Source organism: Simiduia litorea (assembly GCF_042853465.1).
Classification (GTDB): domain Bacteria; phylum Pseudomonadota; class Gammaproteobacteria; order Pseudomonadales; family Cellvibrionaceae; genus Simiduia; species Simiduia litorea.
In genome coordinates this window covers 4,228,601-4,250,967 of sequence record NZ_AP031497.1, presented here as the reverse complement: position 1 = coordinate 4,250,967, position 22,367 = coordinate 4,228,601, and the positions used below count along the sequence as shown (strand labels likewise).

The 22,367-nt window shown below is 48.5% G+C and carries 25 protein-coding genes and 1 tRNA gene; 18 read left to right on the top strand and 8 right to left on the bottom strand.

Annotated features, from left to right (window positions below; genetic code table 11):
- Window positions 1–277 precede the first annotated feature (277 nt).
- On the bottom strand, window positions 278–1,234 hold the full coding sequence (locus ACGHTT_RS18925) for an IS110 family transposase (RefSeq protein ID WP_390591471.1): 957 nt from the start codon (window positions 1,232–1,234) through the stop codon (window positions 278–280).
- A 663-nt stretch (window positions 1,235–1,897) separates the two neighbouring features.
- Here ACGHTT_RS18925 and ACGHTT_RS18920 point away from each other — a divergent pair.
- From ACGHTT_RS18920 to ACGHTT_RS18880, 9 genes are all read left to right on the top strand, one after another.
- Window positions 1,898–2,203 (top strand): hypothetical protein, encoded by a 306-nt coding sequence (locus ACGHTT_RS18920; protein WP_390592563.1) that lies wholly within the window; start codon window positions 1,898–1,900, stop codon window positions 2,201–2,203.
- 786 nt (window positions 2,204–2,989) lie between these two features.
- Window positions 2,990–3,325 (top strand): DUF2489 domain-containing protein, encoded by a 336-nt coding sequence (locus ACGHTT_RS18915; RefSeq protein ID WP_390592470.1) that lies wholly within the window; start codon window positions 2,990–2,992, stop codon window positions 3,323–3,325.
- 94 nt (window positions 3,326–3,419) lie between these two features.
- The gene (locus tag ACGHTT_RS18910; RefSeq protein ID WP_390592562.1) at window positions 3,420–3,689 is read left to right on the top strand and encodes a hypothetical protein; all 270 of its coding nucleotides are present in this window, start codon (window positions 3,420–3,422) and stop codon (window positions 3,687–3,689) included.
- Window positions 3,690–4,196: 507 nt separating this feature from the next.
- Window positions 4,197–4,478, top strand: a complete 282-nt coding sequence (locus ACGHTT_RS18905) for a hypothetical protein (protein WP_390592561.1) — start codon at window positions 4,197–4,199, stop codon at window positions 4,476–4,478.
- A gap of 103 nt (window positions 4,479–4,581) precedes the next feature.
- Window positions 4,582–4,818, top strand: a complete 237-nt coding sequence (locus ACGHTT_RS18900; protein WP_390592560.1) for a hypothetical protein — start codon at window positions 4,582–4,584, stop codon at window positions 4,816–4,818.
- A gap of 404 nt (window positions 4,819–5,222) precedes the next feature.
- Window positions 5,223–5,546, top strand: a complete 324-nt coding sequence (locus ACGHTT_RS18895) for a hypothetical protein (protein WP_390592559.1) — start codon at window positions 5,223–5,225, stop codon at window positions 5,544–5,546.
- Window positions 5,547–5,640: 94 nt separating this feature from the next.
- Window positions 5,641–6,144 carry a hypothetical protein gene (locus tag ACGHTT_RS18890; RefSeq protein ID WP_390592558.1) on the top strand — a complete coding sequence of 168 codons (504 nt, stop codon included), beginning with the start codon at window positions 5,641–5,643 and terminating at the stop codon, window positions 6,142–6,144.
- A gap of 1,298 nt (window positions 6,145–7,442) precedes the next feature.
- Complete coding sequence (locus ACGHTT_RS18885; RefSeq protein ID WP_390592557.1) at window positions 7,443–8,009, top strand: hypothetical protein; 567 nt, start codon at window positions 7,443–7,445, stop codon at window positions 8,007–8,009.
- Between the two features lie 518 nt (window positions 8,010–8,527).
- Window positions 8,528–8,965 carry a hypothetical protein gene (locus ACGHTT_RS18880; protein WP_390592556.1) on the top strand — a complete coding sequence of 146 codons (438 nt, stop codon included), beginning with the start codon at window positions 8,528–8,530 and terminating at the stop codon, window positions 8,963–8,965.
- Between the two features lie 905 nt (window positions 8,966–9,870).
- Here ACGHTT_RS18880 and ACGHTT_RS18875 read toward each other — a convergent pair.
- Window positions 9,871–10,887 (bottom strand): IS110 family transposase, encoded by a 1,017-nt coding sequence (locus tag ACGHTT_RS18875; protein ID WP_390592555.1) that lies wholly within the window; start codon window positions 10,885–10,887, stop codon window positions 9,871–9,873.
- Between the two features lie 222 nt (window positions 10,888–11,109).
- Here ACGHTT_RS18875 and ACGHTT_RS18870 point away from each other — a divergent pair, with 222 nt between their 5' ends.
- Window positions 11,110–11,823 carry a transposase gene (locus ACGHTT_RS18870; RefSeq protein ID WP_390592554.1) on the top strand — a complete coding sequence of 238 codons (714 nt, stop codon included), beginning with the start codon at window positions 11,110–11,112 and terminating at the stop codon, window positions 11,821–11,823.
- Window positions 11,824–12,127: 304 nt separating this feature from the next.
- Here ACGHTT_RS18870 and ACGHTT_RS18865 read toward each other — a convergent pair.
- Window positions 12,128–12,203 (bottom strand) — tRNA-Phe (locus ACGHTT_RS18865).
- A 153-nt stretch (window positions 12,204–12,356) separates the two neighbouring features.
- Here ACGHTT_RS18865 and ACGHTT_RS18860 point away from each other — a divergent pair.
- A complete protein-coding gene (locus ACGHTT_RS18860; RefSeq protein WP_290259894.1) occupies window positions 12,357–12,686 on the top strand; it encodes a type 1 pili tip component in 330 nt (109 codons plus the stop codon).
- A gap of 17 nt (window positions 12,687–12,703) precedes the next feature.
- Here ACGHTT_RS18860 and ACGHTT_RS18855 read toward each other — a convergent pair whose 3' ends face one another.
- The 4 genes from ACGHTT_RS18855 to ACGHTT_RS18840 are packed head-to-tail and all read right to left on the bottom strand — an operon-like array spanning window position 12,704 to window position 16,954.
- Window positions 12,704–12,979 carry an oxidative damage protection protein gene (locus ACGHTT_RS18855; RefSeq protein WP_390592553.1) on the bottom strand — a complete coding sequence of 92 codons (276 nt, stop codon included), beginning with the start codon at window positions 12,977–12,979 and terminating at the stop codon, window positions 12,704–12,706.
- Between the two features lie 33 nt (window positions 12,980–13,012).
- Window positions 13,013–13,792, bottom strand: a complete 780-nt coding sequence (locus ACGHTT_RS18850) for a substrate-binding periplasmic protein (protein WP_390592552.1) — start codon at window positions 13,790–13,792, stop codon at window positions 13,013–13,015.
- Entirely contained in the window at window positions 13,786–14,853 is a 1,068-nt protein-coding gene (mutY, locus tag ACGHTT_RS18845; RefSeq protein ID WP_390592551.1) for an A/G-specific adenine glycosylase, read from the bottom strand. Before mutY ends, ACGHTT_RS18850 begins: the two co-directional genes overlap by 7 nt.
- Complete coding sequence (locus ACGHTT_RS18840; RefSeq protein ID WP_390592550.1) at window positions 14,840–16,954, bottom strand: AsmA family protein; 2,115 nt, start codon at window positions 16,952–16,954, stop codon at window positions 14,840–14,842. Before ACGHTT_RS18840 ends, mutY begins: the two co-directional genes overlap by 14 nt.
- A 184-nt stretch (window positions 16,955–17,138) precedes the next feature.
- Between ACGHTT_RS18840 and gcvT the strand changes: the two genes are divergently transcribed.
- Both gcvT and gcvH read left to right on the top strand, forming a co-directional pair.
- Entirely contained in the window at window positions 17,139–18,224 is a 1,086-nt protein-coding gene (gene gcvT, locus ACGHTT_RS18835) for a glycine cleavage system aminomethyltransferase GcvT (protein WP_390592549.1), read from the top strand.
- 186 nt (window positions 18,225–18,410) lie between these two features.
- Window positions 18,411–18,800, top strand: coding sequence for a glycine cleavage system protein GcvH (gcvH, locus tag ACGHTT_RS18830; protein WP_390592548.1), 390 nt, complete (start codon window positions 18,411–18,413; stop codon window positions 18,798–18,800).
- 107 nt (window positions 18,801–18,907) lie between these two features.
- On the opposite strand, the gene ACGHTT_RS18825 is transcribed toward gcvH, so the two are convergent.
- The gene (locus tag ACGHTT_RS18825; protein ID WP_390592547.1) at window positions 18,908–19,450 is read right to left on the bottom strand and encodes a TetR/AcrR family transcriptional regulator; all 543 of its coding nucleotides are present in this window, start codon (window positions 19,448–19,450) and stop codon (window positions 18,908–18,910) included.
- A 95-nt stretch (window positions 19,451–19,545) separates the two neighbouring features.
- On the opposite strand from ACGHTT_RS18825, the gene ACGHTT_RS18820 reads away from it, so the two are divergent.
- The 5 genes from ACGHTT_RS18820 (at window position 19,546) to ACGHTT_RS18800 (ending at window position 22,364) form a co-directional block, all read left to right on the top strand.
- Complete coding sequence (locus tag ACGHTT_RS18820; protein WP_390592546.1) at window positions 19,546–20,184, top strand: glutathione S-transferase family protein; 639 nt, start codon at window positions 19,546–19,548, stop codon at window positions 20,182–20,184.
- Window positions 20,185–20,332: 148 nt separating this feature from the next.
- Window positions 20,333–20,728: a hypothetical protein gene (locus tag ACGHTT_RS18815; protein ID WP_390592545.1), complete on the top strand. Its 396-nt coding sequence runs from the start codon at window positions 20,333–20,335 to the stop codon at window positions 20,726–20,728.
- A complete protein-coding gene (locus ACGHTT_RS18810) occupies window positions 20,718–21,329 on the top strand; it encodes a hypothetical protein (RefSeq protein WP_390592544.1) in 612 nt (203 codons plus the stop codon). The genes ACGHTT_RS18815 and ACGHTT_RS18810 overlap by 11 nt, the downstream gene beginning before the upstream one ends.
- A 42-nt stretch (window positions 21,330–21,371) precedes the next feature.
- The gene (gene tmpT / locus ACGHTT_RS18805; protein WP_390592543.1) at window positions 21,372–22,022 is read left to right on the top strand and encodes a thiopurine S-methyltransferase; all 651 of its coding nucleotides are present in this window, start codon (window positions 21,372–21,374) and stop codon (window positions 22,020–22,022) included.
- Between the two features lie 18 nt (window positions 22,023–22,040).
- On the top strand, window positions 22,041–22,364 hold the full coding sequence (locus tag ACGHTT_RS18800) for a cupin (RefSeq protein ID WP_390592542.1): 324 nt from the start codon (window positions 22,041–22,043) through the stop codon (window positions 22,362–22,364).
- Window positions 22,365–22,367: the final 3 nt, after the last annotated feature.

Sequence of the window (22,367 nt, the reverse complement as noted above, 5' to 3'; positions counted from 1 at the left end):
TGGGCTTAAGCAGCTGGGAAATGGATTTTGGTATCGCATATCAAATAGCGAAACTCATACTATTGCCCATAGCAATATGTGCTGTGATCGCTTCCATTATATGGCTTTTTAAGCGGTCAAAATTCATGGAATATGCGGTAAAGGCTATGATCTATGTTGGGCCTATCGGAGCTCTAGTTAATTTCTTCGCTACCTACTTGCTTTGGTGGTCATCGAAAAATGCATAACAAGCGACTGTGGTTCTAAGTCAAGCCTTCAGCAACGTATTTTTTTCATCTTATGCCGCTTGCCATGACCTTTTATCACGCACCATGGCGTTCAAAATTGTCATCATTTTTCTCATGCACGCTGTAAGTGCGACCTTTTTATGTTTGCCTTCCGCAACTAATCGGTTGAAGAATCGCTTCATTATCGGGTTGCACTGAATAGCGCTCATCATTGCCATGTACAGCATCGTCCGTATAGGTGCCCTACCGCCTTTTATTCGTCGCTTGCCCCGCATCGAGCCGCTGTCTCGGTTGTAGGGCGCCAAGCCGCACAGCGCACCTACCTGTCGACTGGTTAGTTGGCCAAGCTCCGGAAGCTCTCCCAGAAGCGTATAAGCAACACCAGGGCCTATGCCTGGCACGCTTAAAAGGAGGTCATAAGTTTTCTGCCACTCGGTAACCAATGCAACCTCTTTGTTGAGCTTTGTGTTGACCCAATTGAGCTCCTTTTCGATAAACTTGATCATCCTGTTGTGGGAGCGCTGCAGAACATTCTGTGCCTTTTGTTCACGATTTAGCTCTTGAGTTCTAGCTTCCATTAACTGCCTTTTCCGCGCTAGTAAATCTCTGATATGCCTTATCTTTTTGCTGCTTATGGGCCTAATTTCTGGTTTCATTACTGCCCCGAATTGTGCAATCACTCTTGAATCGATTCGGTCCGTTTTTGCTAGGACGCCTTGTGCTTTTGCAAATTGGCGAACATTGATTGGCTGCACCACAACAACTGGGAGCTCGGCTTCCGCCAGCACTTCGACGAGTGTTCGTTCATAGCCACCCGTAGCCTCGACGACGATACGAGTCAGATTAAAGCGCTTGAGCGTCTTTCGGAGCTCCTTAATGTCATCTAGTGAATTGTAGATTTGCCAATACCTATCGAGCTCTAGGATGTATATATCCAAGAACGTTTTACCTACATCTATACCGATATTTCTCTGATGATTAATGCCAGCTTTGGTAGTTGTTTTCATGACTCACCCTTGCTACATTCGAGCTCGAGGCTCATTCGACTGTTCGAGTTAAAAGTAGGATCAGCAAAGCTCCCTTGCTTGTTAACGGGCTCGATAGTATCGGCGCCTTGCAACCACCGGAATGCTTTGCTGAATGTCTGTTGCTGCAGACATGAGCCTCACCTTATCGCTTTAATAACAGGAAGGGAAATCATGTTATTTCAACCATACAAACGCAATCAAACCGGCCTATCGGCCTCGACTCGCTACGCTCGCGTTTGTTGCGGGCGTTATTGAGCCTTACCCTTTTTCTACCGTCAATGAGTTAGGGTATTGAATTCAAATGTGTACCACCAAGTCGGCATGCCAGCATCAAGGAATGTGCTGCTTCAACATCGCAGTTCTGCTCCTGGTGCCAATAGTAAGTTAGCTGCGCAAAGCGTGTTGCATGCCTATATCGTGGTGTGCCCTAAGTAGGTTCCAAAAGGTTTCAAGTAAGGTATTCTTACCCAAATAAATGGCCTCTGGCTTCGCGTTGCTCCGCTAAGTACGTTGTAGCAAATGCAAACCGGCGGCAAATAACAAGCGGTTTTAGGTTCGCCGCAAAATGCGCGGCTGCGACGGCTTACGCTTCGCTCCAGCCGCGCCTAAACCGGGCGTTATAACGAGATAGAAAATTTCAGAATGGAAGTGAAATTACAAATATTCAAAAATAGAATTGTGGTATCACACGGCGATGAAGAGGTTTCAATAGTCTCAGATGAACCGTTTTCTACACAAAGGTTGTTAGTGGGTAATTTTGATGCTGCTTGGGCTTGCGTATCGGAGGCAGAAAAGAAGCTGTCTATTAAAGGTATTTTTAAGCCTAAGCCAAAAGTAGTCGTAGAGCCAAAAGAGCTAGTCGAGGGTGGTATTTCTCAAATAGAAGATAGGGTTTTTCGCGAGTTATCAATGGCCTTAAACCCAAAATCCGTGGAGATATTGCCGTGAGTGAGCATCGTTATAACAAAGCAATCTTGCCTCGTTCGCTACGCTCTCTGGACCTCCGTTCCGGCACTTCGTGCCTACACTACGGCCGCAAATTGCGACGTTATTTCGCCTTACCTTTTTAGAGTTTGTTTTGGGTTTTTCGCGTTATTCCAAAGTGTGCCAGTAAGCAGGCATGCCAGCATCAAGGAATGTGCTGCATCAAAGTCCGCAGTTTCTTTCCCTGTGCTAATAGTAGGTTTGCCGTGTAAATCGCGCTGCATGCCTACATCGTGGGTTGCCCTAAGTCGGTTCCAAAAGGTTTCAAGTAAGGTATTCTTACCCAAATTAATGGCCTCTGGCTTCGCGTTGCTCCGCTAAGTACGTTGTAGCAAATGCAAACCGGCGGCAAATAACAAGGTGGTGTTGTAAGCACCGCAAAAAACGCGGTGCGGGACGGCTACGCTGTCGCTGCGCCGCCCCAAACCACGGCGTTAATGTGCTCTGCGATTTTGTTGTCGAGTTCGTACCGTTTAAAAAGTAAGTGCTGTATTCAAGTCTGTCGGTATCAAGGAAAGTGCCGCTCCAAGTAAGTGACCTTTCCAGTATCGCTAGCTAGTTCCGTAAGGCCATCAAGTGTGGCATTCTTGCGGGTAAAATTAGTGGTTGCGGTTTCGCTTGCGCTCCACAACGTACCCTGTTGTTGGCGCGGCAGATCGCAACTTTAACAAGGGCGGCCAAGCTCGCAGCTATCGCTGCTGGACTCGGCGCTAATCGCGCCTCGCCCTTGCCACCGGCGTTAAGCACCCTATGAAAATGAGCCACGAAGAATACATCGAGAAACAACGTAAGCGTGCCGCCAGCGTTGCGAGCGGAATGCTTGATGGCTCTATTCATTATTTAGAGGGGGCCATTGAGATATCTTCGCTAAGGTTTGAAGTTGGCCTCCCTGAAGATGATAAGGACTTTCTGGCATTCACAGGAGTTTCATCAGAAATCGATCATTTACCAATAGGCGCGCAAAGGCAGTATTGGTCTAAAGAAGCTCTTGATCGACATGAGCTAGAAATTCAGCAATCTATTAAGTGGGCAAAGGAAGTCTCTTTGTATGAGTGTAAATCTATCGTAGAAAGATTCAATGCTTAACAAGGGTAGGCAAAATCGGCCGCAAAAAGCGCGGCCTGGACTCGCTATCGCTCGCCTTTGCTACCGGCGTTATGTTTTCAGACGGAGTTGAACCTTGAAGATAAAGATGCATCATTATTGGGCCAAAACTGTTGATGCTGAGGCTGGCAGTGACATTGAAGCTCTGGTTACTGAGCTCTTCATTTTTATGATCTTCTCTCTACTTGCATGGCATGCACACAAAATAGATTTAGGAGTAATGTTTGTTTGTATGATGTTTGGAGCCGGTATTTGTCTAATTCCCATCACCATGTCTATTATGCAAATAGTGCGAATTTGGGCCAGTAAACGTAAGAAAATAGATCATGAAAATTCAAAAACATAACAAGGGTGGCCAAGTCGCAGCTATCGCTGCTGGACTCGCTAACGCTTGCCCTTGCCACCGGCGTTATAGGGCTGTATAGAGATCTTCATGAAATTCGCTTCCGTTTACTTAAGTCTTTTGTCTCTTAGCGTTGTTGCGAACTATATTTTAGAGTTTATCTGTCCGTCTTTAGGAGAGCCGCCTGTAGGCTGTTTCCAAACATTGGCGTGGAATGCCTTAATACTATTGGTGCCATTCTTTCTAAGTTCATGTGTTGCAGGGGCGAGTACACTGTTTTTTCGAGTCAGATATCAATACTATTGGCCTACAGTCTATATCTTGTGGTTGGTAATATATTTGGTCCCCTTTGTCGGCATGTATGTACTATCAAGTAAAGGCCTATAACAAGCAGCACCACATGCGCCCGGCAGAAAACGCCGGGCCGGACGGCTTACATTCCGCTGCGCTACATTTCAGCCGCCCGTGTGCTGGGCGTTATAAGCTGGCACGAGATTGAGAGTAACCCAAGTGGAAGATGATGAATATAAAGGTGTAGCAATCACCGCTCAAACCGGATGGAACGAGGCCTTTATTATCGGGACTGAGCAAGAGCTTTTGGATTTTGCACAAAGCATCATCGACGGTGTTAAAAGTGCGAAACCGGATGAATTCTTTGGTGAGCATGTGACTGCAAGTAATGGTCTTTATGGCAATACCGCTTCCCATAGTGAAGTTCAATTTGACTGGCTGGTTGTTACTAAAGATAGCAAACAAACTTTAAAGATTTGCCATAAAGTACAGGGCTTATAACAAACGTAGGCAGTGCGACATTTATTCCGGCGCTTTTTGTGCGGCGGCCGCTACGCTGCCACACAAAATTCACCTACATAAATGCGCCTGCTACGGGCGTTAAATGTCAAAAATTATGAAGCACGAACTTTGGATAGAAAACGAAGATGAACAGACGTTTTGTCTGTCTGGTGAGCATGGTGCTAGCGCTAGGAAGCTTCTAGGCCCGAACGCCAAAATTGTTTGGACTTGTGAGGCATCATCAAATTTTGAAGCAATGTCTAAATATTACGAATACATGGAGTGGGGTGAGTATAAAACTGATTACCCTGAAGAAGATAAAAAATATATACTGAGTTAGGCTTGGAATAAATGCATTTAACAAGTTTAGCCAGCATCGCCCATGCAAAAAAACGCATGGGCTGGACTCGTTTCACTCGCCGCTGCTAAAGGCGTTAATGTGCTCTGCGAATTTTCGTTAAGTATTGTGCCGCTCAGAAAGAGAGTGCAGTAAGCAAGTCTATCGGTATCAAGGAAAGTGCCGCTTCTAGTAAGTCATATTTTCCCACCGCTAGAGAGTTCCGTAAGGTCATCAATTATGGCATTCTTGCGGGTAAGATAAGCAGTTGCAGTTCCGCTGGCGCTTCACAACTTACTCTGTAGGTGGCGCGGCAGATCGCAACTTTAACAAGGGTGGCCAAGTCGCAGCTATCGCTGCTGGACTCGCTAACGCTCGCCCTTGCCACCGGCGTTAAGTGAATGCTGATGAATGTCGAGATTTTAGAAGAATTCTTTGGTCAAGCGCTTCATGAGAGCGGCTCAATATATTCGCTAGAGTTTATATCGAGTGACTTACTCTATTATATAGAGGTTTCACCAGCGCTAAATTCATTGATATTGACTGCAAGCAATAAAGACATGGTGCCGTCGTTTCCACTGTTTGAATTTAATCTAAGTTGCAATAAATTCTCTATTCAGTCTAAGTCTAATGGCGTTGAAGAGCTGTTGGTAAATCTAAACGATCAAGATAAAAATGAAATTTCTATCAATAAACAAGATAAGGTGTTTTGGGTTAGTGTTGAGCTGTAAAAAATCACTTAACAAACGCAGGCACAACGGCCTATCGGCCTCGACTCGCTACGCTCGCGTGTGCTGCGGGCGTTAAACATACAAGGAGAGTTCAGTGCTAAATCAAATCTATAAGTGGCTCTTCCTTATCGTTCTTATATTTGGTGGTTATAAATTCTATGAAGTCCTGTTTGAGACAAAGGAAGAGCTGAGGATTTCTTTGGCTACGGCCAATGCCAATATTTCTGTTGTCCTAGAAAATACTAATAGAGTTATTGGCCAGCTATCTTCGCAAGTTGATGACATCCAAGCTAAAAGTACTGAGATCGTTACAAAGGCCGATGAAAACCGAAGCTTTGGAAATGCTCTTTTAGATCGCATTGCTTCAAGCGGAGGAGAAATAGGTAAGCTAAGGGCGTGGAAGTTTTTCACCTCGAAAATGGATGCTGAAAAGTGGGCAGCAAAAGCACGGACAGAAGTGCGAATAATGTCTTTTAATTCGTATAACCACGATGAGCTTATCTATCATCTTGGTACGACAATCATGGGTGGGGACTGGTATATTCGGTTACCCGATTCAAAGCCTGTTCCATTATATACGTGGCTTAAATCGGAGTAAGTAATGTTTAACAAGTTGCAGCAGTACGCGCCTTCGGCGCCGGACGCTCGTACCTCGCGCCGCTGTGCAAGGCGTTAATGTGCTCTGCGAATTTTCGTTAAGTATTGTGCCACTCAAAAAGAGAGTGCGGTAAGCAAGTCTATCGGTATCAAGGAAAGTGCCGCTTCTAGTAAGTCATATTTCCCTACCGCTAGAGAGTTCCGTAAGGTCATCAAGTGTGGCATTCTTGCGGGTAAAATTAGTGGTTACGGTTTCGCTTGCGCTTCACAACGTACCCTGTTGTTGGCGCGGCAGATCGCAACTTTAACAAGGGCGGCCAAGCTCGCAGCTATCGCTGCTGGACTCGCTAACGCTCGCCCTTGCCACCGGCGTTAATGTGCTCTGCTTTAAAAGAAAGTTTTGGTTCACGTAAGGTGAACCGCACAAGATTTTAGAAATCGGTATCAGGGAATGTGCCGCGTCAACATCGCAGTCCTTCCCGCTACCCAAATGTATTCCGCTGTGCCTTCAAGTATGGCATTCTTGCGGGTAAAATTAATTGGCTGTGGTTTCGCTGACGCTCAACAACTTACTTTGTAGATGGCGCGGCAGATCGCAACCTTAACAAGGGTGGTCAAGTCGCAGCTATCGCTGCTGGACTCGGCGCTAATCGCGCCTCGCCCTTGCCACCGGCGTTAATGTGCTCTGCGATTTTGTTGTCGAGTTCGTACCGTTTAAAAAATTAAGTGCTGTATTCAAGTCTATCGGTATCAAGGAAAGTGCCGCCCCAAGTAAGTCACCTTTCCAGTATCGCTAGCTAGTTCCGTAACGCCTTCAAGTGTGGCATTCTTGCGGGTAAAATTAGTGGTTACGGTTTCGCTTGCGCTCCACAACTTACTTTGTAGGTGGCGCGGCAGATCGCAACTTTAACAAGGGTGGCCAAGCTCGCAGCTATCGCTGCTGGACTCGGCGCTAATCGCGCCTCGCCCTTGCCACCGGCGTTAATGTGCTCTGCGAATTTTCGTTAAGTTTTGTGCCACTCAGAAAGAGAGTGCAGTAAGCAAGTCTATCGGTATCAAGGAAGGTGCCGCTCCAAGTAAGTAACCTTTCCAGTATCGCTAGCTAGTTCCGTAACGCCATCAAGTGTGGCATTCTTACGGGTAAAATTAATTGGCTGTGGTTTCGCTGGCGCTCAACAATGTACTTTGTAGGTGGCGCGGCAGATCGCAATCTTAACAAGGGTGGTCAAGTCGCAGCTATCGCTGCTGGATTCGCTAACGCTCGCCCTTGCCACCGGCGTTACATGCCTAGGAGAAATTGTGCTACCTGATGACAGAATGCCGGAAGCAGAAGTCACTCTAAGACTTGCCATGTTTATTATCGAGAATGCGCATACGAATGAAGATGTAGTTTGTGCCATCGACGGGGCACAGGTACAAGTAAGATCAAAAGTTATATTTCCGATTTTGGAGTTTCTGTCTTCGAAGGGCTGGTGCAGACCAAGTGACGAAGGAAGGTGGCAGTGTGGTTATAAAAACGAAGACTATGAACAAAAAATAATAGTCCACTCTTCCGCCGGCGAAGGTGATCTTGTTTCAAAACTTAACAATGGCTACACCCTTCGAGTTGAGTCCAAGAAAGGGCCATTGATAACCAAGCCCGGCTCACAAGAATACCCCCTAATTAGAGAGGCTATTGGCCAGCTAATGACAGTCGAGCATGCCAATGACGATGATATCCTTGCTGTAGCAGTTCCGGAATCCGAAAAATTTATTAATCTTGCTATTCAGTGGAGAAAAAGGCCACTGATGCAGCAGTCTGGCATTCATATAGTTACTGTAAATCGTCACAACCAAATTACAGGGTTAGAGAATGTCGGCATGTAACAAGCGCAGCCACGCGGAGCAATTTTCCGCTGCGCTTCAAATTGCCCGGTGCTGCGGGCGTTACATGCCATGATGCATCGAAATGACGATACTAACGTTCTTATTGCTGGCGACATCTACCACAAAGGCTGGTCAAGTCTTGGTGTGTCCAATCGCTGAGGCAATAGCGAATCCAAAAGAAGCAGAAGTCTCTCTCAGCTGGGAATGGGAATACGAGGAAGGAGAATCCAGGGATAACCCTCTTATAGGTTTTTTGTGTACGGGGTCCACCGCAGATTGTGTTGAGATCAACCTATTACCAAATAGGCAGGCTACATACATTTTGCCTATATCACCGCAATTAAAGAGTTTGTTTTTTTACTACTCAGAAATAGCTATGGAATATGATGAAAAGTGTGCGATCCCTCTGGCCCGCATGTAACAAGGCGCACCAGCACGCCCCTTCGGGGCTGGACGTCAAAACCGCTGCGCGGTTTCGCCGCCGCTGTGCTTGGCGTTAGCGTCTTAGGTGAGAAAGGATGAAGGTTGTACAGACACGTATCCAGGGTCTGATATTTCGCTTGTCGGAATCCGTCCCCTCTGTCTTATTGATGTTGATTATGCTTGTTGCGTTGGCTTTTCTCGGAAGAGATCTGCCAAAGGATTTTGCTGGGTTCTATTTGGCGGGATTATTGGTCTTACCTATTGGGGTTACACTTTGGCTTGCTGCTTTCAATAGCGGAAAATCAAAAATAGACGAATATTCGCTTTCAATTGAAAATGGTTCAATAGTATTTAGAGGTCTGACAAAATCCGGTTTTGTAATGGTTTCTGATTTCCAAGACTATGAGGGAAATGGTGTTTGGCCAAAAACCTTTCGAATAAAGGGGCGCGAAAAGAATATAGAGTTCAGTGAACTGGTATTCTCGCCAAGCCAAATTTTACAAATTAAAGAAGTGTTAAATGAGTTGCGCTAACAAGCGCCACCAACATGCCGCTACGCGGCTGGACTCGCAACTAATCGTTGCTCGCCGTTGTGACGGGCGTTAGGCATCATAAAGAAATATGAGCAAGAATCTTATTGCATATATTTGTTTTGGCTTTGCACTTATGTCTATTGCAGGCATATTCGCGATGCCGGGTAGTATTGAAGTCTCCGTCATTTATATATTTCTAGCTGGCTTGTGGTACCAAACCGGTGCCAGTTTCATAAAACGGAAAAAATGGTCATGGTGGGCTGCGTTAATATTATTTACCTTAATCGCTATAGGAAATCTAATTTCGGTGTGGGGCACAATCATAGCTCCCATATTTAGTTCTAGTGTTAAAGGTGTGGGTTTTGGTCGTTGGGTGTCACTGGTTTTCTTGGTCTTGTCTAGTTATCTTATATATCTACTGTTACAGTCAGGCACTAAAAATGAATTCACCACAAATGCCTAACAAATCAATCAACGGATCAAGGGGTCACCCATTAGCCAGTAGGTGTCACCCATTAGCCAGTAGGTGTCAACAGGCAAAAGTAATCCCGTTGCGCGCAAGCGCAACTAAAAACACCAAGGTCTCTGGCACTGCACCCAATACCGTTCAACTTATGGTTGCGGAAAACGGTCCGCACCAGTCACCCATCGGGATTTAGGCAAGCAACAAGATTGATGGATTTCTTGCTTGCCCTTGTCTTGTAAAGACCCAGAAGATCATTGGTTCTCAGTCGTATCCAATTGATGTATTCATCACAGAGTAAGTGGGTTGATTACCAGCCCCTTTTTGGCTTGCGACGGAGGCGCACCTGTAAAACCTTTGGTAAATAGAGTGAATGGTAGCGAGCCATTTAGACTCGATGATTTCCTTCAGACCCCTTGCTGGTTATCGCTACCATTCAATACTAGGTTGAAAATAACTTATCTAGTTCAAAATCAACTCTATCACGCATCACGAAGTAAGCAGCTCTAGCCAATTTGTGAGCGAGCGCTTTTGTGGCCAATGCACCGTTGCATTGACTGCGTTTTCGTTGATAAAAACGATGCGCTGTTTTGTTGTAGCGAATAATAGAATGAGCCGCTTCAACAAAAGCCCACGCCAAATATTTATTCCCGTTCTTCTTATTGTTAACGCCTTTTTTCTTGTTATTACTTGTGCGGGAGCTATCCACACAGCGAGCATAGGATGCGAAATTGCCCACTCTTTCGAACCGACTAATATCGCCTGTTTCAAGCATAATCGTCTGGGCCAATATATTTCCTACACCATTTATGGTGAGCAGCTTCCGAAAATCAGGCTTCAGACTGGATTGCTTAAATACACACTTTTCAATCTTGTCAATCTCATCATTTAGTACGGCAATAACGTTCAAATTGCTTCTTACAGCCATTTGCGCGTGGCGATCACTCAGACGATTAAGGATAGAAAAGTCTGCAGCCTTAATAGGTTTAGAGGTAACGTTTAATCCCGTTGAGCGCCAAACCTGATTTTGTGCGCTGAGCATGTTGCGTACACGCTGTTGCACCAGCTGCAACCGTTTTCTTAACAAATCTCGAACAGCACGTTCTTTTGGCGGGTATATATAACCGGTTGGTAAAATTCCCAATCGCATTAAATGTGCAAGCCAGAGCGCGTCGGTAAAATCATTGGTATGTTTAATTCCGCTGTATTGCTGAACAGCTGTGGTATTTACAAGCAACGTTTTATAACCGTCCATGTTTAGCCCATCAACCAACCAATACCAGTTAAATGTGGACTCGACGGCTACGGCCTGGAGATCAGGCTTAAACGGTTCAAGAGCAGCCTGAATAGCCTCCAAATTATTGGGTAGACGTTTTTGGAACAATACCTTATCGCAATCATCAATCACGACGGGGACATTGTTGTTTGAATGCAGATCAATAGCACAGTAAAGTGTCATGACAGCCTCCGTTAGTTGCTGAGGGTTTTGGTCGACACCTAGTGTACTCCTCCGATTTTGGGGAGAGCTATCGGAGGCTGGCTATATGATTTTCAGACTCCTTGATCCGCTTTGCTCTTTACACTAGATCCGTCTTGCTCTACTTTTAATCCTGCTTGATCTCAGCGTCACGCAGCGCTAGGCATCAATCTATAAATCACCAATGCCACCAAGGACGGAAGCATGGCTCGATTACCTCGGCTTTATGTTCTGGGTTGTTCCCACCATATTATTCAGCGCGGTAATAATCGCGACGCTTGTTTTTTTGATGAGCGGGATTACGCTTTTTATCTTCAACAGTTACAGCAATCCGCCAAACAATTTAACGTTGCCGTTCATGCTTTCGTACTTATGACTAATCATGTGCACTTGTTGGTGACGCCTACTACGGCGGATGGGTGCAGTAAAATGATGCAGTCGTTGGGGAGAAAGTATGTTCGCTATATCAATATTTCCTACCAGCGTTCAGGCACTTTGTGGGAGGGTCAGTATAAGTCTACCTTGGTTGATTCGGAGTTATATTTTCTCACTGTCAGTCGATATATTGAGTTAAACCCGGTTCGGGCTGGCATGGTTGAAGCACCGGGGGATTATCCGTGGTCTAGCTTTAGGGCCAATGGCATGGGTAAGTCCATTCAATTATTAACCCAACACTCCTGTTATCGAGCATTAGGCCGAACAGACGCACAAAGGGTTTTGCGCTATCGATCTTTATTTAGCGATACGATCCACACTGAATTGCTTGATGCTATACGTGAGTGCGCCAATAAATCCTGGGTGTTAGGCAGCGATAAATTCAAAAGTCAGATTGCGGTTCACGCCAATAGAAGAGTTGAATCTTGTGGTTGGGGCGGTGATAGGAAGTCACTTGCTTTGCGAGAGGATCAGGGAGTCTGACCCTTTGATCTTTAAAAAAGCCCCGTCTGAGGGTGCGGAAATATTTAGAGTAATGGTTGATGCATGAAGTGGCGGAAGAATCAAAGCAGCCTAGGGGCTGTTTTGACCCCTTCGGGGGTGTACTAACGCCCTCCCTGGCGTTAGCCCTGCGGGAAACTGCGTTTTGTTAATCGGCTGTCCTGCCGATTAATCGCTGGCGCTTGTTTAAAATGCTGTTCGCATTTTGTCGAACCAAGCGGTGGATCTCAACCGCCACTGGCCGCCATATAAAAAAGCCCCGTCCGTTGGACGAGGCTTTTGTATATGGTGCCCAGAGGCGGAATCGAACCACCGACACGCGGATTTTCAATCCGCTGCTCTACCGACTGAGCTATCTGGGCAACCCCGCTTTCGCAGGAGGCGCGTATTAAACCCGCTAGGCGGGGGTGAGTCAAGACCTTGGTGGGGCTTTTTTTGGTTTTAATTCAGGTATTTGCGGCCTTGAAACGTCTCATAAGAGTGACACCGGTGAGTTAACGAATTGGAGCCGAATTATGAAGGTACGCGAGCTGCTAACTGAATGGTCATCAACCACTGAGCGCTGGAATGGCGAAGTGAGTTACACCCTAAAACTACCGCTCAAGGATGCGGCGCGGTTGGAGGCGTTGGCGGCGCTCTACCCGGCGGTAGATAAGCAAACGCTGATTAACCAGCTGCTGCATGCGGCGTTGGAAGAGATTGAGTCGACCATGCCTTATATCGAAGGGCCGAAGGTGGTGGGGCACGATGAGATGGGTGATCCGATGTTTGAGGACGTGGGGTTAACGCCAGAGTACTTGCGCTTGCGTGCTAGCTTTGCCGAGAAGTTCAGCAAAGCTGGCTAGCGTTAGGGCTCGCTACTCTATTTGTTGTCCGGGGGCACATAGCCCTCGGCGGCATCGTAGTCTGCACCAGATAGAAACTTATCCATCTGTTCGGTCAAGTAGGCGCGCGCCGTTAAGTCCATCAGGCTCAGGTGCTTTTCATTAATGAGCATGGTTTGGTGTTTTAGCCATTCCTGCCAGGCCTGTTTAGAGATGTTGTTATACAAATCTTGGCCTTTGGCGCCAGGATAGGGTGGTAGGTCCAGCCCTTCCATGTCTTGCTTATATTTTCGACAAAATACCTGACGCGCCATGCTGATACCCTTACCTATTCGATGGCCGGTATGTTAACGCACTTCGGGTTTGGCGGGGAGAAAGTCTGGGATGTGATTTTGGCCGATAGAGTCAGCCAGCTTGCCCTGCCGCCTAAGCTCGATAATTTGGCCGCTGACCTCGAGCGCAAGATGCCTTCCGAGCTGGTTGTCGTGAAACACATAGCAGAGTGACCTATCCAGCACTGGATGGCCGATATCGACATTGGGCATTTGTCCGCCCTCTGATTGTACAATTTGTGCAACCTCATCAAGGTTTGCCACTATGGCGTCCAGCCGGCCATTGCGGAGCATGCGCACGGTTTGGCGCTGGCTGGTGGTCCAAATCAATTCGATGCCCTCCCCCGCTTTGCCTTCAAGATCGTAGGCGTAGCCCCGCACCAAACCGACTTTTTTGCCTTTTAGGGCGCTATAACTGTTGATGCTGGGCGAATTGGCTGGCGTCAAAATATAGCGAACTACCCGAGCAAAGGGCACCGAGTGAACAAAGGGCACGCCGATATTGGCATCGCAAAAATCTGGCATTAGGGCCTGGGCTCGGCCGGCCACAAAATTTTGCTGCGCCCTTAACGGCGGCGAGATGGTTGTATCAAATACCCTATTAAATTTCGCGCTAAGTGCACCGAGTATTTGCTGGTGCACTTCGTACATGGGGCCGGATTTATTTTCTTCGATGTACACGGGAATGATCATCAATGAAAAATTAATCGGCCCATCTTGTTGTGTGGGTACTTGTGCTTGGCAATGCAAAGACAAGCCAAGTGCTATGAATAAAAGATAAATAGTGTTTAACAAAGCGGCGCCGCATCCACGAGTTGTTGTAACAGTTTCTTTACCGGTGCCGCTAAGCCTAAATTGCCAGGTTGCGCTGGGTTAACCCAGCGCTGGCGGGATTCTTGAATCTGCGTTGGCATGTGAGCTAGCTGAACCAACACAGGGCTGATATCCAGATGGTAGTGGCTAAAGGTATGACGCCAGCTATCCCACGTGACCGGTGTGCCTTCACAAGCATAGCGGCTTTGCGCAAAGTTTCTCGCGCAGTCTTCAATGGCCAATTCCGGAAAGCTCCAAAGACCACCCCAGATGCCACTGGCGGGGCGCTGCTCTAGGAGTATTTCACCTTGCGGGTTGCGCAGCATGAGGAGTTGAACTTGTTTTTCCGGCAGGGTTTTGCGCGGTTTTTTGCTCGGTAGCTCGGCTGTGCGACCGGTGCCGAAGGCGACGCAGCCACCCATAAGTGGACAGGTGTCACAGGCGGGTTTACTGCGGGTGCAGAGTGTAGCGCCTAAATCCATCATCGCTTGGGTGTAGTCGGCGTTGCGGCTGTTCGGTGTTGCCGCTTCCGCCAGTGCCCATAAAGCATTGAGCGTTTGGGTTTGACCTGGCCAGCCCTCAACGCCGTGATAGCGCGCCAGTACGCGTTTTACATTGCCATCTAAAATGGCGGCGCGATCGCCAAAGGCGATGGAGCTGATGGCGCCGGCGGTGGAGCGGCCGACACCCGACAGCTCGGTTAGCGCTTCGACACGGCGTGGAAACTCGCCGCTATGCTGTTGCACAATGTGGTTTGCGGCCTTATGTAAATTGCGCGCGCGCGCGTAATAGCCAAGCCCAGTCCACAAATGCAGCACCTCATCGATAGGCGCCAGGGCAAGATCGCGCACCGTGGGGAAGCGCGCCATAAAGCGCTCGAAATAGGGAATTACGGTGCTAACTTGAGTTTGCTGCAACATGATTTCAGACACCCACACGCGGTAGGCGTTAATGTTTTGTTGCCAAGGTAAATGCTTGCGACCGTGCTGATCAAACCAGCTCAGCACGGTGTTGGCGAACACCGCCGGTTTAGTTTTTCTCATCGGTTTTCTTTTTACTACCGCCCAGCAACCCCTTGAGCACGTTGTTTAGCTCGGGGTTATTTTTCAGTTGTTTATCCAATTCTTTATTGATTTTAGATTTCACTTCATCGCCATACAGCTTTTCGAGCACAGCCATATCAGGTGCACAAGAACGCGCATTTAATTTGGCAAAGCTGTCCTTGCAACGAATGGGAATGTCCATGTTCAATAATTTTTTATTGACTATGGGGCAGTTCAATAATTTATTGGCCGCCTCGTCTACCCGTAAATTAAACTTAAAATCCAGTGCACCTTTGCTCAAGTCGACCATGCCTAAGCCAGCCAACGCCATGGATTCAACCCCAGAAGTTAAGTTATTTATGGTGAGCTTTTGATTCGCAAATTGCATGCTGGAGGTTAACGTTTGCAGCTTGGTTGAATCGGTCCACGCAATTTGTGGCATCTCTTGGCGCTGCGCCAACATGGCCAACTCACACAGGCTTTTTTCAAGGTTCATGTTGTGTAACAGCATTTGCTGACTGCTCAGTTGAATGTCGGCTTTCATGCTGTCGGTTAACGCTGTGCTGGTGCGTCCACTCGCCGCGCCGGTGACTTCCACGCCGCCAACGCCAGAGACTAATTGCTCAACGTCGAAGTCGGCCAGTAGCTTTTCCAATGGCATTTTTTTGCCCGTGGCTTTAAAGGTTAAGTTTGCCACTGATGGGCGCGCATCAAATACGGCCGTGGCATTGAGCGGACCATCGTGCAGCAAGGCGTCAAACCCGTTCAAATTAATCAACCCATCTTTCGCTTTTACCTTGGCTTTCACTTGGCTGAAATCTAAGCCCTTTACCGACATGCGATTGAAACCGGCGAGTAACTCGAGATTCAATGCCCGTAGCGCCTCTAGTGGCAAGGCATCCTCGGCGCCTGCTTTAGCGGCTCTGGGTGCTGACTTAGTTTTACCGGCGCTACCTTGTGCGGTGGCTTCGGGCGGCGCTAAGTAATGATCCAGATTGATGCTGTCGCCTTGCACATCGATGTTGAGCGCGAGGCTCGAAAAATCGGTGATGGCAACTTTGCCTTTGATCGCAGAGCTATCAACTTGCAAGGTCAAGGGTTCAAAGGTGATGGCCTTATCCGTGCCTTGAAAGGGCGAGCTGAGCGCGACATGGTGCAGCGCTTCGGCATCCGCCATGGGCGGCAGCGGTGTGCCGAGGGCGATCATTAATTTTTGCAAATTGGTGGGCGTCAATGCGAGATCGCCGCTGTAGCTCAAGCCAGAATCACTGGCGCGACCCAAGAGGATTTTGCTGTTGAGGTGCAACTCAACCTCGGCGCTGCTGCCGCCCTGAACCAATTGTGTGGGTGCTTTGAGCTTCTCGATAATGATCTGGTCGAGTTTGGCGGGCACTTTTAAATCCAGTGTGGCACGGGTGTTGCCTTTTAACGTGGCTGCTTCGGGGCGCACTAGGTTAAATTGGCTGCTGAAGCTCACTGGAAACGCATCGCCGTTTAATTTCAATTGCGATAGCTCGGCATTCAGCTCGGTCAGGTCTAGCTTCAAACCTTCGGCGGTGTGGTAGCTGAGTTGACTGTCTACCAAGGCGAGCCGGTCTAATTGCAGATTTTTCTCAACATCGAAAGGCGGCCGTTCGCTCACGGTACTTGCGACGAGGTAATCGTCGGCGCGTGCATGAGCAAAACGCAGTTGTGGCGTGCTATCTGCGTGCGCGATCTGGCCTAAGCTTTGCCAATTGCCGTTGCCGGCTTTGTCGACGCGCAGATTTACCGTGGCGCCCGTTAGGCGAATGCCATCAATCACGACATTCTGATTGAACAGCGGTTTAACTTGCAGGGCCAGCGCAAAGCTATCGATACTGGCGATGATGGCATCAGGCTTCGAGGGCGCGGCCACAGAAACCTTGGCGGCTTGAATCGCAAGCCGCGGCCAGAGCTGCCAGCCGAGGTCGCCGTCTATTTTAAGGCTGATGTTATTGCGTGCGGCGGCATCGATAATTTGCGGTTTATATTTATTGGGGTCAAAGGTGAGCACAAGCGCTACAAGCGCTGCCACAAGCAGTAAAATAAGCACCAGTAAAATTTTAAATGCACGTATCACGATAGCCTCCAAGGCAGTCCGATTTGGGCGCAGTGTAACCTACTGCAACGATGAAACAATGATAGGCCGCTAAGCCTGACAAGGAATATTCGGCAGCGCCGATTTTTTTTGTCTAAATTGTTTTCTCCCAAAGCGAATGGGGCTAGAATGCGCGTTTTTCCACTATAGGAAACAGGTGATCACTATGGGAAACAAAACTCCTCTTTATGAAACTCACAAGGCAATGGCCGGCCGAGTAGTGGATTTTGGCGGCTGGGATATGCCAGTCAACTATGGCTCGCAGGTTGAAGAGCACCATAAGGTGCGCACCGATGCCGGTATGTTTGATGTTTCCCACATGACCATCGTTGACGTTATGGGGCCAGAGGCCAAGGCCTACCTGCAGACGCTGTTGGCGAACGATGTTGCCAAGATTGAGTCGACCATTGGCAAGGCCATGTACACCGGCATGCTCAATACCGATGGCGGCGTAATTGACGATTTAATTGTTTACTTCATGGGCGATTGGTACCGCACAGTAGTGAATTGCGCGACCCGCGAAAAAGACTTGGCCTGGATGACCAAGGTAGCGGCTGACTTTGATGTTAGCCTGACCGAGCGCCCGCAGTTGGCGATGGTTGCCGTACAGGGGCCGAACGCCATTGCTAAAGCCCAAGCCGTGTTACCTAAGGCGTCCGATATCATCGCTGGGTTGAAAGTATTCCAGGGTGCAGAATTTGGCGACTGGTTTATCGCTCGCACTGGTTATACCGGTGAAGATGGTCTTGAGATTATGGTGCCAGAGACGGAAGTTGTAGCCTTCTGGCAGGCCTTGGCCGATGCCGGTGTACAGCCCTGCGGCCTTGGCGCGCGCGACACCCTGCGTTTAGAAGCCGGCATGAATCTGTACGGTAGTGATATGGACGAAACCATCTCGCCACTGGAAGCCAACATGGCGTGGACCATCGCTTGGGAGCCAGCCGAGCGCGACTTCATTGGTCGCGCTGTATTAACGGCGCAAAAAGCCGCTGGCGTGAAGCGCAAGTTGGTGGGTCTGGTGCTAGAAGAGAAAGGTGTGTTGCGCGGCCATCAGAAAGTGATCGTGGAGGGCGTGGCGGATACCGGTGAGATTACCAGTGGTACCTTCTCGCCAACCCTAGGCTATTCTATTGCGCTGGCGCGCGTACCGGTTGAAGTGGGTGACACTTGTCTGGTAGAAATGCGCAACAAACATGTGCCCGTTAAAGTGGTTAAGCCTAGCTTTGTCCGCAACGGTAAAAAAATATTCTAAGGAATCTTTGAAAAACACCCTTGCTTGTCTGGCTTGGCTAAATTTGTTGTTAAAAAGTGCTTTTACACACTGTAAACTGCGCCTTTTCGGCCAAATTTGCCTAGCTAGGCCTTAGCCGCAAAACGTTTTTCCAAGCTTCCCTAATTGACTGAAAACTGAGCGGCTCACCGCGACGAGGAACTTCCAATGAGCGAAATTCGCAAAGAACTAAAGTACATGGCCAGCCACGAGTGGGTACGCCTTGAAGACGATGGCACCGTAACCATCGGCATTTCTGACCATGCACAAGAAGCCTTGGGCGATGTGGTTTATGTGGAAACGCCGGAAGTGGGTTCTACGGTAAACGCCGGTGAAGAAGCAGGTGTGGTTGAATCGGTTAAAGCGGCGTCTGACATTTACTCACCGGTTACCGGTGAAGTGATTGCCGTTAACGAAGCCCTCGAAGATGCGCCAGAAACGGTGAATAGCTCGCCCTACGATGACGGTTGGTTTTACAAGGTCAGACCCACAGACTTGTCTGAGTTGGATGACGCGCTAGACGCTGATGGCTATGCCGCTGCCTGTGAAGACGAATAAGCATTTAGCTTTCGTTTTTTAAAAAAGCCCGCTCCGTGAAGCGGGCTTTTTTATTGGCACAAGACCAGCCACTACGGCGGTAGATGCAAATCCTAGCGCCGCCGACGCTAGCGACTGGCACCCGCTTGGCAGGCGCTGAATAGCTCGCTCACCAGGCCGTCGTCATCTAGGGCACGGGCAATAGCCATGCCGCCTATCATCAAGACCGCTGTTCTCAGGGCCTTTTCCCGCGCTTCGCTATTGGGCTCCAGCTGGTTGAGAAAACCTCGAAATACTTTGGTGTAGGCGGCGCGGATAACCGGGTCGCGCTGGCTGATATCGGTGGTTAAAAACGCCAGTGGACAACTGGCGCTATCACCGCGCCTATGGGTATCACTGAGGTAGGCGTTGACCACCTGGCTGCGGGTCGCGCGCTCGGGCAAGGCGGCGAGCAAGGTGGATTGTGCCGTTAGGGCTGCGGTGACAATGGCCTCGGCATAGAGCTCAGATTTTGAATGGAAATGTGCGTAAAAGGCGCCGCGGGTAAGCCCCGCGTGCGCCATTACATCGTTGATACCGACATTGTCAAAACCCTGTTGGGTAAATAACCGCGCGGCACTCTGTAAAATTTTTTCTCGTGTTTGCTCTTTGTGCGTCGGTGACCAAGCCATGTTTTTGCTCTTCAGAATATGTTCTTGAACATATTGTCATAGTGATTAGGCTTTGCCAAATCATCAAGCACAAAAACGGTAAAAGGAGTTCAACCATGAATGTTCATATCTATGGCCCACAATTTAGTAATTTTGTCCGCAGCGTACAGTGGGTGTGTGAGGAGAAGGGCATCGCCTACACCTTAGGCTTCGAGCTCGACGGTAAGCCAGTGGAATTTCGCGGGCCGGAACATAGCCAGTGGCACCCTTACAACAAGGTTCCCGTGTTGATTCACAATGGCTGTGCGCTGGGTGAAACCTCGGCGATCTGTCGCTATCTCGACGACAATTTCCCGGGCACCACGCTGACGCCAGTGGACCCGTGGCAAAAGGCTGAGGTGGATGCTTGGTGTCAACTGCTGAGTATCTATATCGACAAGGCGGTGGTGCGAGATTACTTATTGGAATTGGTCTTCCCCAAGGGCGAAGATGGCAAGCCGCGCGCGGACGTGCTCGCGGCTGGCAAGCCGGCCGCGATTGCGGCGTTAAACATCGTCGCGGAAAAATTAGCGTCGAACCGCTTTCTATTTGGCGATCAGCCGACCTTAGCAGATGCGATTGCCGCTCCCATTGTCTGTTACGCCACAGGGCTGCCGGCCGCATTGAGCCTAGTGGCATCTGAATCACCCTTGCATGATTACGCCAAGCGTATGATGGCAAGTGCGTCGGGCAAGAAAGTCTTTCTGGTGAAATAAATCTGCGCATAAAAGTGCAATCTAGCGGTTCAAACGAACCGCATTGTTATAACCCCGCTAGTGCTACCGATAACGGCATTCGCTCAATTTGCTTGCAAGCCTAAGGCACCGCGCTTACCCTTTCGCGACCGCTGGTTGAGAAGGGCCTATGAACCAAACGACGAATACGACACCTATTGCGCTAACCAGCGGTAGCCAGTGTGTGCTGCACAAGATAAAGACAGAGCTTATTCCAAACTACTATGTGTTAGCGTTTCCCAAACATCAGGGTGAGCCTAGTGTGGCAGATGTTACCGAAATGCTAGCGCTGGGAACACACTATGCAGCAGCATTAGCGCAAGACGTTTTAGACGATGCTCAAGCATTTACGTTGCTCTATAGTGGCTACAGTGCCAGAAGAGAAAAAGGTTGGCATGTTCATATTATTTTATTGGGGAATCGTTGGCGAAAGGCATGGTTGTACTTTGCGCTCGCCGGGAAAAATGTTCTGCAAGCGCTACGGTGGCGTAAAGATGACTCGGTGAGGCAGAGCCATGGACATTGAACGCTGGCGACAACTCATGGTGCGGTTGGCCTTCGACGATAATGAGGCGGTTTTTCAAACACTGTACAAGGCGTATTCAGAAACGCATCGCTTTTATCACACGCATCGCCATATTGACGTTTTACTAAAACATTTCGAGAGCAGTCGCGCGCAAGCGCATCAGCCGGACGATGTTGAAGTTGCAATTTGGTTTCATGACTGTATCTACAAGCCGTTTTCCAGCAGCAATGAATTAGATAGCGCGAATCTAGCTGTCGATTTTCTAAAGAAAAACGGTGCCGATGCCCAGCGCTGTCGCAATGTTCATAGCTTGATAATGGCGACACGACATACTGCCGAGGTCGACGATCAAGATCAAAAACTCTTAGTAGATATCGATCTCAGTATTCTTGGCGCAACCGAAGCCATCTATGCTCAATTCGAGCGCGATGTGCGCAAAGAGTACCGCTGGGTTCCCATGCCCATTTACCGGCGCAAGCGCAAGCAGCTGCTGGCTGACTTTCTGCGTCGCGATGCCGTATTTCAAACCGCGTTTTATCGACAAAAATGTGAACTGAATGCGCTGCGAAATTTAGCGAAAGCTATTGCTGATTTAGGTTAGCTAAATGGTCGGATCTAAGATTGCATTTAAAGGTGCGGAGTTATGCAAAAAGAATTTTGGTTAAGTCGCTGGCAAAACAATGAAATTGGCTTTCACAATAATGATGTGAATCCGTTATTGGTCACGTTTTTGCCGCATTTGACATTGCCGCCCTCCTCGCGCCTTCTGTTGCCACTGTGCGGTAAATCGCGGGATATCAGTTGGCTCTTGAGCGAAGGCTTTGCCGTGGTGGGTGTGGAGCTGTCTGAGCTGGCGGTTAGCCAGCTATTTTCCGAGTTGGGTTTGACACCGACGATTGAAGAGAAAACCCACTGTAAAATATTCAAGGCGAATAAATTAGTCATTATTGTTGCCGATTTTTTTGAATTAAGCGCAGCCGATATAGGCACCGTGGCTGGAATTTACGATCGCGCGGCGTTGGTGGCACTGCCGCCGGCGATGCGTGAGCGCTATGCCAAGCATATAACAGCTATCAGTGTTTGCGCGCCTCAGTTACTCGTTAGCTTCGACTACCAGCAAGAGGCAATGCCAGGGCCACCTTTCTCGGTCCCTGAAACTGAACTAAATGTTTTGTATGCTGGCCAGTATCAATTGCAGCGTCTAGCCAGCTCGCCTTTAGAAGGTGGATTGAAAGGTAAGTGCGATGCCTTGGAGCAGGTGTGGTTGTTGCAACCTAAGCGTGCGCATCTATAACCAATATTGGAGCTAGTTATGGAAATAATTCGAGCCAAAGAGTTTACCGCAGAGCGCGCTTGGGGCGCTAAAACCATTGCTAACATGAAGGGTGTGACGACGCGCCTACACTGGACAGATCAACCCTATAAATGGCATATCAATGATGGCGAAGAAGTTTTCGCGGTGTTAGATGGCGTGGTTGAAATGCATTATCGGGAAGACAAAAATTCGACAAGGGTTGAACAATGTGTTGTGCTTCAGGCAGGCGATATTTTTTTCGCCAGCGTTGGCACAGAGCACGTGGCGCATCCTATTGGCGAAGCGCGAATTCTAGTGGTTGAAATGGAAGGCAGTGTTTAGGTT

Coding starts and splice junctions, on each gene's coding strand:
- ACGHTT_RS18925 (WP_390591471.1), bottom strand. CDS start 1,234: ATGAAAACAACTACCAAAGCTGGCATTAATCATCAGAGAAATATCGGT.
- ACGHTT_RS18920 (WP_390592563.1), top strand. CDS start 1,898: ATGGAAGTGAAATTACAAATATTCAAAAATAGAATTGTGGTATCACAC.
- ACGHTT_RS18915 (WP_390592470.1), top strand. CDS start 2,990: ATGAAAATGAGCCACGAAGAATACATCGAGAAACAACGTAAGCGTGCC.
- ACGHTT_RS18900 (WP_390592560.1), top strand. CDS start 4,582: ATGTCAAAAATTATGAAGCACGAACTTTGGATAGAAAACGAAGATGAA.
- ACGHTT_RS18895 (WP_390592559.1), top strand. CDS start 5,223: ATGAATGTCGAGATTTTAGAAGAATTCTTTGGTCAAGCGCTTCATGAG.
- ACGHTT_RS18880 (WP_390592556.1), top strand. CDS start 8,528: ATGAAGGTTGTACAGACACGTATCCAGGGTCTGATATTTCGCTTGTCG.
- ACGHTT_RS18875 (WP_390592555.1), bottom strand. CDS start 10,887: ATGACACTTTACTGTGCTATTGATCTGCATTCAAACAACAATGTCCCC.
- ACGHTT_RS18870 (WP_390592554.1), top strand. CDS start 11,110: ATGGCTCGATTACCTCGGCTTTATGTTCTGGGTTGTTCCCACCATATT.
- ACGHTT_RS18860 (WP_290259894.1), top strand. CDS start 12,357: ATGAAGGTACGCGAGCTGCTAACTGAATGGTCATCAACCACTGAGCGC.
- ACGHTT_RS18855 (WP_390592553.1), bottom strand. CDS start 12,979: ATGGCGCGTCAGGTATTTTGTCGAAAATATAAGCAAGACATGGAAGGG.
- mutY (WP_390592551.1), bottom strand. CDS start 14,853: ATGAGAAAAACTAAACCGGCGGTGTTCGCCAACACCGTGCTGAGCTGG.
- gcvT (WP_390592549.1), top strand. CDS start 17,139: ATGGGAAACAAAACTCCTCTTTATGAAACTCACAAGGCAATGGCCGGC.
- gcvH (WP_390592548.1), top strand. CDS start 18,411: ATGAGCGAAATTCGCAAAGAACTAAAGTACATGGCCAGCCACGAGTGG.
- ACGHTT_RS18825 (WP_390592547.1), bottom strand. CDS start 19,450: ATGGCTTGGTCACCGACGCACAAAGAGCAAACACGAGAAAAAATTTTA.
- ACGHTT_RS18820 (WP_390592546.1), top strand. CDS start 19,546: ATGAATGTTCATATCTATGGCCCACAATTTAGTAATTTTGTCCGCAGC.
- ACGHTT_RS18815 (WP_390592545.1), top strand. CDS start 20,333: ATGAACCAAACGACGAATACGACACCTATTGCGCTAACCAGCGGTAGC.
- ACGHTT_RS18810 (WP_390592544.1), top strand. CDS start 20,718: ATGGACATTGAACGCTGGCGACAACTCATGGTGCGGTTGGCCTTCGAC.
- tmpT (WP_390592543.1), top strand. CDS start 21,372: ATGCAAAAAGAATTTTGGTTAAGTCGCTGGCAAAACAATGAAATTGGC.
- ACGHTT_RS18800 (WP_390592542.1), top strand. CDS start 22,041: ATGGAAATAATTCGAGCCAAAGAGTTTACCGCAGAGCGCGCTTGGGGC.